The 17,085-nt window shown below is 73.0% G+C and carries 13 protein-coding genes; 9 read left to right on the top strand and 4 right to left on the bottom strand.

Translation table 11 applies throughout. The annotated features are described in order from the left end of the window. Positions 1 to 6: 6 nt before the first annotated feature. The 3 genes from O0S08_RS49910 to O0S08_RS49900 all read left to right on the top strand — a co-directional run bounded on the left by O0S08_RS49910 (position 7) and on the right by O0S08_RS49900 (position 3,585). Positions 7 to 1,134, top strand: coding sequence for a hypothetical protein (locus tag O0S08_RS49910; protein ID WP_269036639.1), 1,128 nt, complete (start codon positions 7 to 9; stop codon positions 1,132 to 1,134). A 278-nt stretch (positions 1,135 to 1,412) separates the two neighbouring features. Further along, on the top strand, positions 1,413 to 2,624 hold the full coding sequence (locus O0S08_RS49905; RefSeq protein WP_269036638.1) for a hypothetical protein: 1,212 nt from the start codon (positions 1,413 to 1,415) through the stop codon (positions 2,622 to 2,624). A gap of 106 nt (positions 2,625 to 2,730) precedes the next feature. After that, positions 2,731 to 3,585, top strand: coding sequence for a helix-turn-helix domain-containing protein (locus tag O0S08_RS49900; RefSeq protein WP_269036637.1), 855 nt, complete (start codon positions 2,731 to 2,733; stop codon positions 3,583 to 3,585). Positions 3,586 to 3,784: 199 nt separating this feature from the next. On the opposite strand, the gene O0S08_RS49895 is transcribed toward O0S08_RS49900, so the two are convergent. Continuing rightward, complete coding sequence (locus O0S08_RS49895) at positions 3,785 to 4,852, bottom strand: NAD(P)/FAD-dependent oxidoreductase (protein ID WP_269036636.1); 1,068 nt, start codon at positions 4,850 to 4,852, stop codon at positions 3,785 to 3,787. Between the two features lie 485 nt (positions 4,853 to 5,337). Further along, positions 5,338 to 5,814, bottom strand: a complete 477-nt coding sequence (locus tag O0S08_RS49890; protein WP_269036635.1) for a hypothetical protein — start codon at positions 5,812 to 5,814, stop codon at positions 5,338 to 5,340. 198 nt (positions 5,815 to 6,012) lie between these two features. On the opposite strand from O0S08_RS49890, the gene O0S08_RS49885 reads away from it, so the two are divergent. The 6 genes from O0S08_RS49885 (at position 6,013) to O0S08_RS49860 (ending at position 13,687) form a co-directional block, all read left to right on the top strand. Next, entirely contained in the window at positions 6,013 to 7,863 is a 1,851-nt protein-coding gene (locus O0S08_RS49885) for a multiheme c-type cytochrome (protein ID WP_269036634.1), read from the top strand. A gap of 62 nt (positions 7,864 to 7,925) precedes the next feature. Next, positions 7,926 to 8,264, top strand: a complete 339-nt coding sequence (locus O0S08_RS49880) for a cupin domain-containing protein (RefSeq protein WP_269036633.1) — start codon at positions 7,926 to 7,928, stop codon at positions 8,262 to 8,264. A 942-nt stretch (positions 8,265 to 9,206) separates the two neighbouring features. Next, positions 9,207 to 9,959: a hypothetical protein gene (locus O0S08_RS49875; protein ID WP_269036632.1), complete on the top strand. Its 753-nt coding sequence runs from the start codon at positions 9,207 to 9,209 to the stop codon at positions 9,957 to 9,959. Then, complete coding sequence (locus O0S08_RS49870) at positions 9,956 to 11,506, top strand: NADH-quinone oxidoreductase subunit D-related protein (RefSeq protein ID WP_269036631.1); 1,551 nt, start codon at positions 9,956 to 9,958, stop codon at positions 11,504 to 11,506. The genes O0S08_RS49875 and O0S08_RS49870 overlap by 4 nt, the downstream gene beginning before the upstream one ends. Before the next feature lie 674 nt (positions 11,507 to 12,180). Beyond that, positions 12,181 to 12,933: an NADH-quinone oxidoreductase subunit B family protein gene (locus tag O0S08_RS49865; protein ID WP_269036630.1), complete on the top strand. Its 753-nt coding sequence runs from the start codon at positions 12,181 to 12,183 to the stop codon at positions 12,931 to 12,933. Between the two features lie 49 nt (positions 12,934 to 12,982). Further along, positions 12,983 to 13,687, top strand: a complete 705-nt coding sequence (locus O0S08_RS49860) for a response regulator transcription factor (protein ID WP_269036629.1) — start codon at positions 12,983 to 12,985, stop codon at positions 13,685 to 13,687. Between the two features lie 399 nt (positions 13,688 to 14,086). Here the strand turns inward: O0S08_RS49860 and O0S08_RS49855 are convergent, their stop codons facing one another. Together O0S08_RS49855 and O0S08_RS49850 are read right to left on the bottom strand one after the other, a co-directional pair. Further along, positions 14,087 to 15,544 carry a hypothetical protein gene (locus tag O0S08_RS49855; protein WP_269036628.1) on the bottom strand — a complete coding sequence of 486 codons (1,458 nt, stop codon included), beginning with the start codon at positions 15,542 to 15,544 and terminating at the stop codon, positions 14,087 to 14,089. Between the two features lie 43 nt (positions 15,545 to 15,587). After that, positions 15,588 to 17,033, bottom strand: a complete 1,446-nt coding sequence (locus O0S08_RS49850) for a hypothetical protein (RefSeq protein ID WP_269036627.1) — start codon at positions 17,031 to 17,033, stop codon at positions 15,588 to 15,590. Positions 17,034 to 17,085 lie beyond the last annotated feature (52 nt).

Genomic DNA, 17,085 nt, shown 5'->3' with positions numbered 1-17,085 from the left:
GCGGGCATGGATCGCTTCGTGTTCGCGTCGACGCTCGCGCTGTGCACCGCGGCGACGGCGTGTGAGAATCATGGAGGAGCGGACTCGGCCAGCGAGGCCGCCTCGGGCGAGATTGCGCTGACCAGCGACGGCTCCACCGGCGGCATCGACGTGCCCGGCGGCGGCGCGGTCGGCAAGCTCGACCTGCCCCCGTCCGACGGCGGCAGACCGGACGACCCCGCCGCGGCGGGCTGCGCCAAGGCCGACTTCCTGTTCGTCATCGACAACTCGGGCTCGATGGCCGACGAGCAGGCCAACCTGATCGCCTCGTTCCCCGGCTTCATCGCCACCATCACCGAGACGATCGCGGCCCAGGACTATCACATCATGGCGGTCCCGACCGACGACGGTCTGGCGGCCGGCCTCAGCACCAAGTGCAACGACGACACCTGTGTCTGCATGCCGGCGCCGATCTGCTGCCAGAAGACCTGCGAGCTGTTCAACAAGGACTGCAACGGCTTCGCCTGCGACGCCCTGCCGATCACCGACTGCGACCAGGTCTACGGGCGCGGCAACATCTACAACGCCGTCGGCCAGCGCTGCAGCCTCCCCGAGGGCCGCCGCTACATGAAGGCCGACCAGCCCGACCTGGCCGGCACCTTCGAGTGCGTGGCCAACATCGGCACCCACGGCAGCGGCGCCGAGAAGCCGGTGCTGGCGACGCTCGAGGCCGTCAGCGAGCCGCTCAACGGGCCCGGCGGCTGCGACGAGGGCTTCCTGCGCGACGACGCGATCCTGGTCGTCATCATCATCACCGACGAGGAGGACGACAACGCGATCGAGGGCGAGGGCACGCCCGGCCTGCCCAACGAGTGGTACGACCAGCTGATCGCGGCCAAGCACGGCGACACCGACGCGGTCGTGGTGCTCGGCCTGGTCGGCGACGGCAACCTCGGCGGCGGCCTGTGCCCGGCCGGAGGCGGACCCAACATGGACGGCACCGGCGCCGAGTCGTCGCCGCGGCTGCAGGAGTTCGTCGAGAAGTTCGAGAACGGCGTGGTCGGCAGCGTCTGCGCCACCGACTACACGCCCTTCTTCTCCGAGGCGGTCGGGGTGATCGACTTCGCCTGCGACGTGTTCGTCCCGGTCGGCTGACGCGCGGTGCTGTCATTCCCGGCGAAACGCCGGACTGCCCGCATTCACCGCGGCGGCAGCTCCGCGCCGGCGGCTCGGCCGCCGCTGCCCACATTTCCGGCGAAACGTCGTCTCGCGGCGCGGCTCGCCGCGAATATGCATAGATGTCCGCAGGGACATGCGGCGCTGCGCTCGCCGCACCGCGCAATCGAGACACAATCACCCGTGACGGCGCACACGATTCACACTCACCATTAAACCTATCGCCGCGGACATGGAGTGAGAGATGCTGGCGGCGTATGCGTCGCTCAGCACGATTCGCCGTCGAATCATTCATCGGGCTCGCCGTCGTCGCCGGTTGCGGCGACAGCGGCGGACCCAGCCCCGCCACCGCCACCGGGATCACCGGCGCCACCGGGCTCACCGGCCAGGGGACCCCGTCGACCACCGGCCCGGACTCCCCGGGCGGCGACTCGACGGGCGTCCCGACCACCTCCGGCGATTCGAGCGCCGGGACCACCGAGAGCCCGCCGCCCAGCCTGCCGAAGCTCGACCTCGGCGAGCAGCCGGAGGGGACCGGCGAGGACGACCCGCTGGCGGCCGGGTGCAAGAAGATCGACTTCCTGTTCGTCGTCGACAACTCGGGCTCGATGGCCGACGAGCAGGCCAACCTGATCGCCTCGTTCCCCGGCTTCATCGCCACCATCACCGGGACGCTGACGGCCAAGGACTACCACATCATGACGGTGTCGACCGACAACGGCATGAACACCGGCCTCAGCAGCACCTGCACCAACGGCACGTGCAACTGCACCCCCGCGCCGGTCTGCTGCGAGAACGCCTGCGGCGGCTCGGGCAAGACCTGCAACGGCTTCGACTGCAACGACCTGCCGCTGTCGCAGTGCCACTTCGAGTACGGCACCGGCAAGGAGTTCGACGCCACCGGCAAGCACTGCATGCTCGCCGACATGCGCCGCTACATGACGGAGAGCCAGCCGGAGCTGGCCCAGACGTTCGAGTGCATCGCCAACGTCGGCACCTACGGCAGCGGCGACGAGAAGCCGATGCTGGCCGCCACCTCGGCCCTCGGCGACACGCAGAACGCCGCCGGCGGGTGCGACGAGGGCTTCCTCCGCGACGACGCGCTGCTCGTGCTGGTGTTCATCACCGACGAGGAGGACAACGTCGCCGACGACGGCAAGGGCTCGCCGGGCGAGCCGGCCGACTGGTTCAAGGCCGTGGTCGCGGCCAAGGGCGGCGAGGAGAAGGCCGCGGTGGTCCTCGGCCTGATCGGCGACAGCAACCTGCCGATGGGCCAGTGCCAGCCCGGCGTCGACCCCAACATGGGCGACGGCAACGGGGCCGAGGACGCGCCGCGCCTGCAGAGCTTCGTCCAGATGTTCACCAACGGCAAGATCGGCAGCGTGTGCGCGTCGGACTACACCCCGTTCTTCAACGACGCCGTCAGCGTCATCGACACCGCCTGCGACCAGTTCGAGCCGCCGGGCTGAGGCTGCGTCGCTCCGTCGCAGGGCTCGCGCCGGCGCACGCACGCCGGCGCGGGCGCTCGCCCGAGAGGCTTCGCCCGCGAGCCGAACGCGTGGTACTCCCTGATCCGTGAGGCACCTGCGACCGATCGCCCGCGACAGCCAGGACACCAGCGGCTGGCCGGTCGTCGCCACGCGGCACGTGTGGGACGAGGCGGAGCCTCGCTGCCGCACCCCGGTGACGCACAGCTACGCGGCCCTCCTGTTCCACACCGGCGGCCGCTCGCGCGTCGAGCAGAACGGCGAGTGGAACCTCGGCGAGGGCGACGTCCTGCTGGTGCCCGCCGGCGAGCCGCACCGCATGCTCGAGATGCGGCGCGTGGAGTCGTGGGGCCTGGCCTTCTGCGTCCCGTGCTTCGCCGCCGACGGCGCCACGTCGCTGCTGGCCCCGTTCGAGCGGGTCCGCGACGGCGCCTCCGCGGTCGTCAGCATCCCCGCCGCCCGTCACGAATTTCTACAGGGGCTGTTCCGCGAGCTCGAGGAGCTCGGTCGCCGGCCGCGAGGCCCGGGCGAGCTGTTCGCCGCGGTCCAGCGCAGCCTGCTCACCCTGATCCTCGCCGAGGTCGACAGGGCCGCCGGCCCGAACGAGGCCCGTCGAGCCGGCGGCGGCGTCGTCGTCGACGCGCTCCGCTTCATCGAGCGCCACTGCCTCGGCAGCCTGACCCTCAAGGACGTCGCCGCCGCGGTCGGCCGCACGCCCACCTACGTGACCGCCGCGCTGACCCAGGCCACCGGACGCAGCGCCGGCGCGTGGATCGTCAGCGGCCGGATGGCCGAGGCGCGCCGGCTGCTGCTGCACTCGGACGAGCGGGTCGAGATCGTCGCCGAGCGCGTCGGCTACGCGGACGCGACCCACTTCATCCGCATGTTCCGCCGCGAACACGGCGCGACCCCGGCCGCCTGGCGAGCCGCCAGAGCGAAGTGACCGGCGCTAGCCGCATGACCGCGAGGACAGGAGAGATGCTCACGGGACCGCAGTGATCGCTGTCCTCCAGGACAGGCAAGGCCTGAACCCCGGAGCCCCTGTCCCCACGGACATATCATTCAATGCGACCTCACGAAGCCGCGCCGCACCTGTCCTCGCGGACATGTACAAGGGCGCGACCTCGCGAAGCCGCGACGTCTCACCCCAACGCGCCGCTGGTCGCGAGCTCCATCGTCAGCTCGACGTTGATCATCGCCGCCGCGACCGTGCCGGTGGACGCCGCCAGGATCGCGCCCTGCATCCGCGTCGTCAGGTCGCCCGCCGCGTAGATGCCCGGCACGGACGTCTCGCGCCGCATCGGGTCGACGCGGACGTAGCCGTCGTCGTCGAGCTCGAGGCCCAGGGCGCGGACCAGCTCGACCTGGCGCTGGGGCGGATGGACGAACAGCACCTCGCACGGCACCCTGCTGCCGTCCGCGAGCTCGATCGACTCGAGCCGCTCGTCCCGCGCGACCAGCCGCGCCACCGGGGCGGTCACCAGCCGGATGCCCGCGGCGTCGAGCTTCGCGCGGGCCTCCTGCGGGACCTCGAAGGCGCCGCCGGTGAACACCACGACCTCGCGCGACCAGCCGCGCGCCTGCAGGGCGAACGGCAACATGTGGTTCGAGTCGGCCGCGCCCGCCAGGTAGCCCCAGCGCCGGTCCTGCACCTCCCAGCCGTGGCAGTACGGGCACTGAAACACCGAGCGGCCCCACAGCTCGCGGAAGCCGGCGATCGGCAGCATCTCGTCGACCATCCCGGTGCACAGCAGCACGCGCCGGGCCGCCACGACCTCGCCCGACAGCTCGACCCGGAACTCGCCGCGCGCGCCCGTGATCGACGCGACGCGGACGTCCCGCGCCTCCACGTTGGCATACGCGGCCAGCTGCGCGCGACCGATCTGCCGGAACTCCGCGGGCGGCGTCCCGTCGCGCGTGACGAAGTTGTGGATGTGCTCCGCCGCCGCGTTGCGTCGCGGCCCGGAGTCGCACAGCAGCACCCGCTTGCGCGCGCGACCCAGCGCGAGCGCAGCCGAGAGGCCGCCCGGGCCGCCTCCCACGATGACGACGTCGTAGAGCATGGTAGGTCCTTTCGCAGAGGCCGCAGTGTGCCGCGACCCGCCGCGCACCGACGCGCAGCCGGGCCCGATCACCGCGGCGCCGAGAGCGACGCCCGTCTGCAACCACTCGCGTCGCGTGAGGCGCGGGGCGTCCGTCTCGTCGGCCATGCCCCTGTCCTAGCGCCGCCCGCCCTGCCCTCGTAGAGCGCGGCTTTCGCTCGAATCGGCGAGGTTTTCGATCGCGGGCGCCCGGCTCCACGTCGACCCGCTCGGGACGCGAACCGGACCGCCGTTGCCGAGAGACTTTGAGCGGCTCTTCCGCCCTGGCGCTACACCCGCTGCGGCGAGAGCAGTCGTTCAGCCACGAAGGCCTGGTGAGGTCCTCGGAGGCTCCGGCCTCGAGGTGCTTGTCGCGGTCGCCTGGTGAGAGCGCGGAGCGGCGAGGCGAGCCGCGGGTCTCCCCTCACCGGCGCCCTCGCTGCCGCGGTCACGCGCGAGCGCCACGGCTCCCGGAACCGCAGGACCGGTGAGCGCCTCGCCCCCGGGCCCCCGAGCGCGTCACGACTCGCCGGCCATCCCTCACGACATCCACGCCTTTCGAACATATCCTTTTCGACATGCTCGAAAGAGAATGTCTTTAAGAACATGCCCGATCAGTCATGGAACGCGCGCGAGCACTGGTCGAGCAGCCACGGCAGCTCGGCGTTGCGATCGGCCAGCAGCACCGTCACGCACGCGGCTGCGCGGGGGCTGGTCTCGCGCTCGCACGCGCTCTGGTCGGCCGCGCGGCTGGCCTGCAGCAGCTGCAGGGCCGACCCGGCGGGGTCGATGTCGCGGTACAGCGCGTCGGCGGCGGCGAACATCGCGGCGCAGGCCTGCTTGCGGTCGGTCGGCGGCGGGTCGGGCAGGCGGGGCGTCACCTGGGCCTTGAGGGCCGCGGCCTCCGCGTCGTAGTCGGGCTGGTTGGCGAACCCGCGCGCGTCGTTGTTGGCGGTGCGGCCCGCGGGGGGGCTCGCCTGGGTCGGCGGCGGCGAGGCGTTCGGGGCGGTCGGCGAGGCCGGGCGCACGTCGGGGGCCGGACAGGCGGCGATCAGCACCGCCGCGAAGAGAGCGTCGCGCGCGCGAGGCATGCCGCGGGAGCATAGCCGGCCCTGCCCCGGACGTCTCGCGCACGCCGACCCGCGGGTGCGGGGCCTCGCCCGCGTCGTCGTCGGGACCGCCATGACGACGTGTCGCCGCGCCCGCGACGGCCCGTGGCCGCAGTTGCGCGCCCATCCGCACGAACGTGCGCATGCGCCGGCCCGGCTCGCCGCGATAGGATGCCCGCCATGACGGCCTTCTCTCGCGGTGCGTGGCTCACGGCTTCTCTCGCCCTCGCGACCTCGATCTCCGGCCGTGCGAGCGCCGCGACCGAGCCGGGCAGCTTGCAGAACCCGCTCGAGAAGGCGGAAGACTGCCGCGAGTGCCACGCCTTCGCCAACCCGCCCGACCACGCCGGCGAGCCCAACGTCTCGCCGATCGCCTGGGCCGGCGGCATGATGGCCAACGCCGCCCGCGATCCGGTCTTCTGGGCCGGCGTGGCGATCGCCGCCCAGGACATGCCGGGCGAGACCGACAGCTGCGTCCGCTGCCACGCCCCGCGGGCCTTCGTCGCCGGCCGCGACGGCGCCACCGCGATCGACGACCTCGAGCCCGACGACCTCTCGGGCGTCGACTGCGACACCTGTCACCGCATGATCGACGACGGCATGACGCCGCCGGGCGACGCCCACTACACCATCGACGACATGGTCGGCGACGCCGGCGACGTGCCGAAGCAGGGCCCGTGGTCGTACGACGGCGGCGACAAGCCGATGCACAGCTGGGTCGTCGGCGACCTGCTCGGTCGGTCCGAGCACTGCGGCACCTGCCACGACGTCACCACCGGGCGCGACCGCCTCGACGCCCGGGGCCAGCCGGTCGGCGCCAAGTTCAACGAGCAGCGGACCTATAGCGAGTGGCTCGCCAGCGCCTACGCGGCCCAGGGCCTCGACTTCAAGTCGTGTCAGGACTGCCACATGCCGGCGGTCGACAACGTCGCCGGCTGCGCCGAGTTCAACGGCCAGGGCACCTTCCACCCCACCGGCGGTCGCCGACACGACCTCGCGGGTGCCAACCGGCGCATGGTCGAGATCTTGAAGTCGCTCTACGGCAGCGAGGGCAGCGGCGACATCGAGGACGCTTACTTCGACCTCGCGCTCGCGGGCATCGACCTCTCGCTCGGCGCCGCGGCCACGCTCGAGGTCACCGCGCCGGCGGAGATCGACCTGCAGGCGGGCATCGACGCCTGGGGCGTCAAGGTCACCAACAACACCGGCCACAAGCTGCCGACCGGTTATTCCGAGGGCCGCGTCATGTGGCTCGAGGTCACCGCCACGTACATGAGCGAGGTCGTCTACGCCTCGGGCCGGTGGATCGCCGGCGAGGGCCTCGAGGGCGACGCGCAGCAGCGCACCTACGAGGCGATCGCGGTCCACCAGCAGACGGGCGCCACCAACCACCTCCTGCTCAACGACTACTGGCAGGTGGACAGCCGGATCCCCCCGAAAGGCCTCCAGGCCGGCCTCGAGACCGATCCCGTCGGCGACCGCTACGCCTTGCTCCCCGACGAGACCTGGCCGAACTGGGACGAGGTCGTCTACACCTTCGGCCCGCAGGGCGTCCTCGACGTCACGCCCGGCGAGCCCGACGTCCTCGACCTCCGCGTCCGCCTCCTCTACGTCATCAACACCCCGACGTACCTCGAGTTCCTCGCCAGCGAGAACCACACCAACAGCGCCGGGGCCGACGCCCAGGCGCTGTTCCCCGTCGACCCTGACCCATTGGTCCTGGCCGAATGGACAGCCTCGGTCCCGGCCACCGGCCTGGTCCAGGAGGCCGAGACCAGCGACTCGAGCGACGGCACCAGCGACGGCACCGGCGACGCGCCGACCACCAGCGCCACTGCAGGCAGCAGCAGCGGGACCGAGAGCACCGGCGCCACTCCCACCAGCACCACCGCCGACGCGACCGACAGCGCGACCACCAGCGGCCAGACCGGCGGCGACGACGGCTGCGGTTGCCGGCAGCAGAGCGGCCCCGCCGGCGGCCTGGCGCTGCTCCTGCTCGCGCTCGGCCGCCGCCGCCGGACCCGGCGCTGAACGCGAGCCCTGCTCGCCCGTGTCGGGGACAGCGCTCGTCGCCTCGCCTCCGCGGATCGTTCATGTCGCAGCTCTCGCTCCGGAAGCAATGGGACGTCGCCGAGGATGGTCCGCGGACCGAAGACGGCATTCGCCGCCTGCACCTCCCCGCGAATCGCCATCGCATCAGCCGCCACGACTACCTGCCAGGAGAGCGGATCCACGGATTCAGCAGGAGCTGCCGGGCCTACGTCCTGTCGGGCGGATGCACCCTCACGATCGCCGGCGAGCAGGCTCTGCTCTCTGCGGGCGACGTGGCCGACCTCCCCGAGGGCGAGTATCTCATGGAGGTCCCACGAGAGGACGCGGAGGCCCTGGCCATCGTCTACGCGTGGGAGCTGCCGTGGGAGATCGAGGCGTAGGCTCGCCGAGCTCCGGCCGAGCCCTGCTGTCATTCCATTTCCTGTCCAAGTCTAAGTAGCTCGAGAGGTCGCCCGGCGCCGGACGCCCTCTTGTCTTCGTCCTGTCCATGCGACCCAAGATGTCCGCGGCACGCAGCCGCCTCGTGTTCGCCCTTTGGCCAGTCTCCCCATTCGCCGCGTCCGGCTTCGAATCACAGATCTGTCTGCTCTCCGACTCCCATGATTCCCGGCGCCGCGTCCGTTCCGCGGAGCGAACAACCCGAACGTCACCACCGCATCGGCTCGCTCCCTCGCTCCAGGCCATCCTCGATCGGCGACCTGGCGGCCCGACCGCAGCATCGGCCGCTGGCCGGCACCGGCGGTCTCCCTCCGCCGACCGCGCACATGACCGACGGTCATGGAGATCTCCCAGGCGCGCTCTCGCACCTCCAGGTCGCCTCCCGCGCCCCTCGCGCGCCAAGTATGAACAGCGTCCGAGCCGCCCGGACCCCGGCTCTCCTTAAGCCAGCATCATTCAAGATTGTGTTTTCCAGACAATATTTTCCCCAATAGTTCAGCCCGTTTCCCGCGCCAGGCCGCGTCTGGGCGCTCCTGCTCGCGCTCGGCTCGGCCTAGGCCGTGAAGCCGCCGCCATCCGCGCCGCGACCGGCCCCGAGGGGCGCCGCGCTGTCACATTCACCGGCGCGACGAAATGACATGTCCCTTCGGACATATTCCAGCCCACCACGACGATGAGCGCGAGTTCATCTGGCGCCGCCGCTCATTCGCCGCGAACCGGTGAACCGCACTTAACTCGACCCTACCCGCCCCCGCTCCTACCTTGATTGCGTCGAGTCCATCGGTCGAGGCGTCGGGTCGCGCGGCGCCGTGGAGGGCTCATTGTCGACACTCCTATCACCAATCACCGCCGCTCCGGTGGCGGGCGCGCCGTGGGGCGTCGCAATGTTGCAGGTGGCCGGGGTCCTGCTGTTGCCGCTCGTCTACCTCGGCGTGGCGGCCCAGGTCGAGGCCGCGCTGAGCGGGCGCGCGGGCGTCCGCCTGCTGCAGCCCGCGCGCGACCTCCTGCGGGCGCTTCGCAAGGGCGCGGCGCGCTCGGCGACGCGGCCGCGCGGGCTCCTGGCGGTCCTCGCCGCGCTCGGCCTCGGCGCCCTCGCGCCGGTCATCGGCCCGTGGTCGCCGTTCGCGTTCCACGGCGACCTCGCGGTGTTCGCCGGCCTCCTCGCCCTCTACCACCATTCGCTGCGCAGCCCCGACGCGCCGCGCAGCTCGCCGCTGCAGCTCCTCACCGTCGTCGCCGCGGTGCTCGCCGGCTCGCAGGTCGGCCTCGCCGAGCTCGTCGCCAGCCCGCGCTGTTTCATCGGCCTCGTCTGCGCCGCCGCGGCGCTCCTGGCCCTGCGGCCCGTCGTCGTCGCCGAGCGCCGCACCGACGCGCTCGACCGCGGCCTCGTGCGCTGGCTCGACGGCGTCGTCGCCGTCGCCCTGTCCGGCCTGTTCGTCGCCCTCGTCCAGCCGCTCGCGCGCGGCGGGCCTTCGGCCGCCATTCACCTCGTCGCCGTGCTCGCGCTCGCCGCTGCGGTCGGTGGAGTCGCGGCCCGGGTCGCCCGCCCGCGCCCCGCCGCCCACGCGCTCTACTTCGGCGGCGCCGCCCTGTGCGAGGGCCTCGGCGTCGTCCTGCACCTCCGGGGGGCCGAATGACCGTACCGCGATTCGCCGCCCCGCCGGAGCCGGAGGACCCCGGCGGTCGCTCGTTCTTGCGGCTGGTGTCGTCGCGCTCGGTCCCCGCCGCGCCCGGCGACGACGACGGCGGGCCGGGGCCGCTCCTCGTCGCCGCCCTCGACGACCTGCCCGAGCTGCCCGGCGAGACCTTCGTCGCCGCCCTCGCGCGCGAGACCGCCGCGGGCGCGCGCGTCCTGGTCTATCACGGCCGCCGCGACGACCACCGCGGCGTCGTCCTCACCGCCGCCCTGGTGCGCCCGCGCGGCCTCGCGGTGATGCGCGGGCGCGCCGGCCACCAGCGGCCGTTGCCCGCCCTGCGCGGCCCGCTCGGCGCCCACGAGAACCTGCTCGAAAGGACATACGGCCTCCAGCTCGCCGCCTCCTCGCCGCGGCGCGCCGAGGACCAGCTCGATCCGCGCGACATGTGGTTCTGGCCCGCCGGCAAGGACCAGAGCCCGAGCGACCGCGACGTCGGCTTCGGCGGCCTCGTCGATCACGGCCCGCTGCGCCTGCACTGCCGCGGCGACCAGATCCGCGCCGTCGAGGTGCGCGCGCTCGCGGGCCGCGACGTCGAGGCGGTGCTGTGCACGCGACCGCTCGTGCAGCTGCCCGCGCTGGTCGAGACCTTGCGCGGCGAGGGCAGCATCGCCCGCGCCTGGGCCCACGCGATGGCGGTCGAGGGCCTCGCCGGCGTCACGCTCGACCTCGCCTGCAGCGTGCACCGCGGCGTCGGCCTCGAGCTCGAGCGGATCGCCGGCCACCTCGTCGGCCTCGCCGCCGTCGCCCGCGCGATCGGCTTCGGCGCCGGCGCGGCCGAGCTCGACCGCCTGCAGGCGACCATCCGCGACCTCCTCATGCGCCTGTGCGGCAGCCGCCACGGCCACGCGCACGTGCGCCCCGGCGGCGTGCGCGAGCCTTTCGGCGCCGCCCGGCTCGCCGACGTGCGCGCCACCCTGAACGGCTTCCGCGACGCCTTCGCCCGCGCCAGCGCGATGATGATGGGCGCCCGCTCGGTCCAGGCCCGGCTCGACGGCGTCGGCTTCCTCGGCGGTCGCGACGCCGCCCAGCTCGGCCTCGTCGGCCCGGCCGCGCGCGCCAGCGGCCTGCCGCACGACCTCCGCCGCGACCTCCCCGGCCGCCTCTACCGCCGCCACGCGGTCGACGTGTTCGTCGAGTACGACGGCGACTGCCTCGCCCGCGCCTCCCTGCGGGTGCGCGAGACCGAGGCCGCGGTCGCGTGGATCCTCGGCTGCGTCGCCGAGGCCGCCGGCGCGCCCCCGATCCTGGTCCCCTCGCTCGCGCCGCGTCACCTGGCGATCGCCGCCGTCGAGGGCGCGCGCGGGCCGATCGTCCACCTGCTCGAGACCGACGCCGCCGGCCGCCTGCTCGACTACCGCGCCCAGGACCCCGCGATGTTCGCCTGGGAGGCCCTGGCCGCCGCAGTGCGCGGCGGCTCGCTCGCGGACGTGCCGCTGTGCGGCCACAGCCTCGACCTCTCGCTCCTCCACGGAGGCGCCGCGTGCTGAGCCCGCCGCGCGGCCACGAGCGCAGGCCGCTCGCCCGCCGCGCAACCACCTCGCTCGCGACCCAGCCTCTGCTCGAGCCCTCTCGGCCGCCTGACGACATGGTTTATAGGACATGCCTCGAAGGACATTCCCCTTCACACATGTTTTATAAAACATGTCCTCGAAGCGCGGTCACCGGATCATCGCGGGCGATCCGTAGGTCGAAGCAGCAGGCCGTCTCCTCGCGCGCCCCCCTCGCTGGCCCCCGTGGGCCGCGCGTCCGGAGCGTGCTCGCTCGCCGTGAAATCACCCTCGCTCGCCCACGGAGGCCGCGCGTGCTGACCCCTTCCCGCGGCCTCCCGCGCACGTCCAGAGCGTGCTCGCCCGCCGTGAAATCACCCTCGCTCGCCCACCGAGGCCGCGCGTGCTGACCCCTTCCCGCGGCTTCAGACGCACGTCCGGAGCCTGCTCGCCCGCCGTGAAATCACCCTCGCTCGCCCACGGAGGCCGCGCGTGCTGACCCCTTCCCGCGGCTTCAGACGCACGTCCGGAGCCTGCTCGCCCGCCGTGAAATCACCACCCTCGCTCGCCCACGGAGGCCGCGTGCTGATCCCTTTCCGCGATCTCCCGCGCACGCGCGGAGCGTGCTCGCCCGCCGTGACATCACCGCCCTCGCGCGCCCACGGAGGCCGCGCGTGCTGACCACCCTCCGCAACCTCCGCCCGCTCTCGCGGCGCGCCCTGCCCGACCTGCGCGCCGCCGAGGCCGCCGGCTTCTGCGGTCTACCTGTCCTTCAGGACAGAGAGTGCCCGCCCGGCTGCGGCGCCTGCCTCCCGGTCTGTCCCGGCGGAGCCCTGGCGCGGACCGGCGCAGCGATCGCGCTCGACCTCGGGCGCTGCGTGTTCTGCCGCGAGTGCGTGGCCGCCTGTCCCGAAGGCAAGGTTCGCTTCAGCTCCGAGCACCGCCTGGCCAGCGGCACGCGCAGCGGCCTCGTGATCGGGCCCGAGCGCCGCGCGCCGACCCCTACTGCCGCCTCGGCCGCGTTTCGCCGCCTCTACGGCCGCTCGCTCAAGCTCCACCGCCTCGTCCTCGGCGGCTGCGACGGCTGCGACCGCGAGCTGCGGGCCTGCGCCGACGGTCACTTCGACATGGGCCGCTGGGGCATCGACTGGGTCGACGAGGCGCGCGACGCCGACGGCCTGGTCGTCTCCGGCCCGCTCGTCGACGACGACGACGACGCCCGCCTGCGCCGCACCTGGGCCGCGATCGCCGGCCCCAAGGTGCTGGTCGCCGTCGGCGCGTGTGCGATCGGCGGCGGCCCGCACCACGACCTCGCCGACGCGCGCGGCTTCTTCCGCGAGCACGCGCCCGACCTGTTCCTGCCCGGTTGTCCGCCGCACCCGCTGGCCTTCATCCACGGCGTGCTCGACTCGCTCGGCGTCGCCTGAGCGCGCGCCACTCTCGCTCCTCCACCCATTCACCGCACGGGCCACGCACATGCCGGCACACTCGCCATCCCCTTCGGCCAAGATCCTCGTCGTCGAGGACAACCGCAAGCTCGCCAGCTTCCTCTCCCGCGCGCTCTCGGAGGAGGGCTACGTCGTCGACCTCGTCGACGACGGCGCGGTCGCGGTCTCGCAGGCGCGCAACATCGAGTACAACCTCGTGATCCTCGACTGGATGCTGCCCTCGCTCGACGGCCTGCACGTGTGCCGCGCCCTGCGGACCGCCGGCAAGTCCGTGCCGATCCTGATGCTCACCGCCCGCAGCGAGTTTTGCGACCGCGTCTCCGGCCTCGACGCCGGCGCCGACGATTTCTTGCCGAAGCCGTTCGACCTCAGCGAGCTGCTGGCCCGCGTGCGCGCCCTCGGCCGCCGCGGCCAGCGCGACCGCTTCCTCGAGGTCGGCCAGCTGCGCATCGATCGCCAGGACCGCACCGTCACCTTCGCCGGCATCGACCTCGACCTCACCCACCGCGAGTTCATGCTGCTCGGCTACCTCGCGCGCGAGGCCGGCCGCGTGGTGTCCCGCCTCGAGCTGCTGCAGAACGTGTGGGAGACCGCGTACGACCCCGGCACCAACATGATCGACGTCCACATCAAGAACCTGCGGACCAAGCTCGGCGAGCACGCGACCATGATCGAGACCGTCCGCGGCGTCGGCTACCGCTGGCACGCCGAGCCCGGCCACCGCGTCGCCTGAGGCTGTCCCTTCGGACATGCCAACGCCGCGGGGCGGCCCTCACCGGGGCCGCTTCACGGCCGCCGCGAGCCTCGCCTCGATCCCTGTCTTTTTGCACATGTCACCGCCGCCGCGAGCGGGCCTGTCACGACCGCTTCACCGCTGCGGCGAGCATCGTCTCGATCCCTGTCTCTTCGTCCATGTCCCTAAGGCCGCGCACGGAGCCCCTCCGAGGCCCTTCACGGCCGTCGCAAGCCTCGCCTCGCGACCTGTCTCTTCATACATATTACTACGGCCCGCGGGTAGGCCCACCGCGGCTTCACCCGGCGGCTGCCGACCGCGAGCCTCATTCTTCCACCGCGGTCGCCGAGCCCTGGCGTTCAGGCACATGTCCTCTCGGACATATCGATCCGCCGCGCCTCACCGCCCCCGTCCTCTCGCGCCTGCTCGCTTGCGCCGTCCCGGGTCGAACCACACCGAGATCTCCAGCCCGAGGTTCAGCTCGAGCCCGCCCACGGCTGCGAGCGGCGATTCACCGGGGCGGGCCAGCAGCGGCTTGCGCGGGCCGTCCGGGCCGGGTTCGCCCGAGGCCCACAGCTCCGCGCGCGCCCCGGCGCGCACCGCCACCGCGGGCAGACGCAGCCAGAAGCCGGGCGACAGCCGCAGCCCCCCGCCGATCAGCGGCCGCGCCCCGGCGCGGGCGACTGTCGCGTCGCTGCCGGGCAGGCCCCACCACTCGAGCCCGACGAGGCCGACGATCGGCAGCTCGAACGCCCGCACCCGCACGCCGAAGCCGGCCCCTGCCGCCACGCGCACGCGCGCGAGCGTGTGGCGGTCGACCGGGGCCACCGTCGCGCGCAGCTCGACCGCCGCGATCGCCCCCCGACGCCAGCGCAGGTCGAGGCCGAGCCCGAACATCGCCCCGCGCACGCCGGCCAGCGGCCGGTCGAGCCCGAACGAGGCCCCGTCGTAGCGCACCAGGCCGAGCTCGAACGCGGGCGGAGGCGGCGGCGCGGGCGCCGACGGCCGCGGACACGGCTGCACCTCCGGACATGTCCTTTCGACCGTGTTCTCCGGGACAGGCGCCTGAACCGGCGGCGGCGGCGGCACCGCGATCGCCGGCGGCACCGGCACGTCGCGTTGGTCGGGGGCGACCGAATCGTCCTCGATGGCCGCGATCAGCAGCGCCAGCGCGGCCGCGACCGGGCGCGCCGGCGGCTCGTCCTCGGTGTCGACGACGCGGAAGTAGGCCCGCCCGTCGGACAGGATCAGCGCCACCTGGACCTGCGTCGGCGTGGTCCGGCGCAGGTCGACGAACGCGCGCAGACCGTCCCCCGGCGGCAGCTCCTCGCCCTGTCGGGCCAGCGCCAGCGACGGCAAGCGCACCCGCAACGCGCGCTCGAGGTCGGTGAATTCGACCCCCTCGACGCGCACCATCGCCCCGCGGATGGTGGGCGCCGGCGCAGGGCTCGAGCTCGCGTCCGTCGAGCTCGATCCGGCCGCCGACGAGTCCGGCGAAGTCATGCTCGGCGACGGCGGGACGCTCGCGCTCCTGTTCACGTCCGCCGGCGATGTCCTGCTCTTGTTCGCGTCGGGCGCTCCGCCCTTGCTCGCGTCGTCCGGCGATGTCCCGCTCTTGTTCGCGTCGGGTGCTCCGCCCTTGCTCGCGTCGTCCGGCGATGCCCCGCTCGCGCCCTTGTTCGCATCGGGTGCTCCGCCCTTGCTCGCGCTCGGCGATGCCCCGCTCGCGTTGCCCTGCGCGTCAGGCATCCCGCCCTTGCTCGCGTCTGCCGACCTGCCGACGTCGCGCTCCGCCGCACCGGTCGGCGCGGCGGCTGGGCTCGTCAGCGCGAGCGCGAGCAGGGGGGTGAAGAGCACGGCGAGCCGCTATATAGCCCGCCGAGGCCGAACCGGCGAGGGCTCAGGGCTGGCCGAGGCAGGCGGCGAGCTTCTCGTCGCACAGCGCGGGCTCGTACCCCTGCTCGAGGCACGACATGTGGACGGCGAAGCACTCGTCGGGCGCGGGCGGATTCGGCTGGCCGATGCACTCGGCCCACTTCGTCTTGCACACCTCGGGCTCGACGCCTTGCTGCAGGCACAGCTCGAGCTCGAGGTCGCAGTCGCTCGGCGGCGGCGGCGGGCCGAGGCACTCGTGCAGCTGCGCCTCGCACTCGGCCGGGTCCCCGCCCTGCTCGAGGCACGCCTCGAACTGCTGCTTGCAGTCGTCCGGCGGCGGCGGCGGCGGCTGGTTCAGGCACTCCTGCAGCGCCCCCTCGCACTCGGCCGGGTCCACGCCCTGCTCGAGGCACTGCTGGAATTGCCACTTGCAGTCGTCGACCGGCGCCGGCGGGTCCCAGCACTGCTGCAATTGCGCCTCGCACTCCGCGGGGTCGATGCCCTTCTCGAGGCACGCCTGGAATTGCCACTCGCAGTCGGGCGCCGGCGGCGGCTCGCCGATGCACTCCTGCAGCGCCCCCTCGCACTCGGCCGGGTCCACGCCCTGCTCGAGGCACTGCTGGAATTGCCACTTGCAGTCGTCGACCGGCGCCGGCGGGTTCCAGCACTCCTGCAGCTGCGCCTCGCACTCGTCCGGGTCGATGCCCTGCTCGAGGCACTGCTGGAATTGCCACTTGCAGTCGTCGGGCGGCTGCGGCTCGCACAGCTGCTTGCACACCTCGGGCGGCTGGCCCTGCTGCTCGCACTGCAGCCAGCAGTCCTCGGGCGGCGGCGGCTGGCCGATGCACACCTGCAGCTCGACCTCGCACTTCGCCGGATCGATCCCCTGCTCGAGGCAGATCTCGAACTGCAGCTTGCACTCGTCGACCGGCGCCGGCGGCTGGCCGATGCACTGCTGCAGCTCCTCCTCGCACTTCGCCGGATCGATCCCCTGCTCGAGGCAGATCTCGAACTGATGCTTGCAGTCGTCCGGAGGCGGCGGCGGGCACGGGTGCGGCGGGCACAGCTGCTCGCACACCTCCGGCGGCTGGCCCTGCTTCAGGCACTCCGCCACCTCGATCTGGCAATCGACCGGCGGCGGTGGTTGCGTCGGCAGGCACTGCTCGAACTCGAGCTTGCACTTCTCCGGATCGATGCCCGCCTCGAGGCACACGTGCAGCTGCGCCTCGCAGTCGTTCGGCACGGGCGCCGGCTCGCAGCCCTCGAGCAGCGGCGCGCACTCGTCGGCGGTGTGACCCTGGTCGAGGCACACGATGTACTGCTCCTTGCAGTCGCCGGGCGCCGGCTCGTCGTCCTCGCCGCCGCCCTCCTCCACGTCGACCTTCACGTCGCAGCCGGTGGGGACCAGCACGGCGAAGGTCGAGCACGAGAACAGGAAGCCGAGTCGGCGCAGCAAGGGGAATGTCTTCATTTCAACGTCCTTCTTTTGCGATGCGTTCGGCGGGTGAGTGGCGCGAGCGGTG

The sequence above is a fragment of the Nannocystis punicea genome (genome assembly GCF_026965555.1).
Classification (GTDB): Bacteria; Myxococcota_A; Polyangia; order Nannocystales; family Nannocystaceae; genus Nannocystis; species Nannocystis punicea.
Note: the sequence above shows the minus strand (reverse complement) of the source record. Positions and strands in the feature narration are given on the sequence as shown.

What these genes read in the sequence shown, in the direction of transcription:
- O0S08_RS49910 (WP_269036639.1), top strand. Translation starts at nt 7, where the DNA reads ATGGATCGCTTCGTGTTCGCGTCGACGCTCGCGCTGTGCACCGCGGCG.
- O0S08_RS49905 (WP_269036638.1), top strand. Translation starts at nt 1,413, where the DNA reads ATGCGTCGCTCAGCACGATTCGCCGTCGAATCATTCATCGGGCTCGCC.
- O0S08_RS49895 (WP_269036636.1), bottom strand. Translation starts at nt 4,852, where the DNA reads ATGGCCGACGAGACGGACGCCCCGCGCCTCACGCGACGCGAGTGGTTG.
- O0S08_RS49890 (WP_269036635.1), bottom strand. Translation starts at nt 5,814, where the DNA reads ATGCCTCGCGCGCGCGACGCTCTCTTCGCGGCGGTGCTGATCGCCGCC.
- O0S08_RS49885 (WP_269036634.1), top strand. Translation starts at nt 6,013, where the DNA reads ATGACGGCCTTCTCTCGCGGTGCGTGGCTCACGGCTTCTCTCGCCCTC.
- O0S08_RS49880 (WP_269036633.1), top strand. Translation starts at nt 7,926, where the DNA reads ATGTCGCAGCTCTCGCTCCGGAAGCAATGGGACGTCGCCGAGGATGGT.
- O0S08_RS49875 (WP_269036632.1), top strand. Translation starts at nt 9,207, where the DNA reads ATGTTGCAGGTGGCCGGGGTCCTGCTGTTGCCGCTCGTCTACCTCGGC.
- O0S08_RS49870 (WP_269036631.1), top strand. Translation starts at nt 9,956, where the DNA reads ATGACCGTACCGCGATTCGCCGCCCCGCCGGAGCCGGAGGACCCCGGC.
- O0S08_RS49860 (WP_269036629.1), top strand. Translation starts at nt 12,983, where the DNA reads ATGCCGGCACACTCGCCATCCCCTTCGGCCAAGATCCTCGTCGTCGAG.
- O0S08_RS49850 (WP_269036627.1), bottom strand. Translation starts at nt 17,033, where the DNA reads ATGAAGACATTCCCCTTGCTGCGCCGACTCGGCTTCCTGTTCTCGTGC.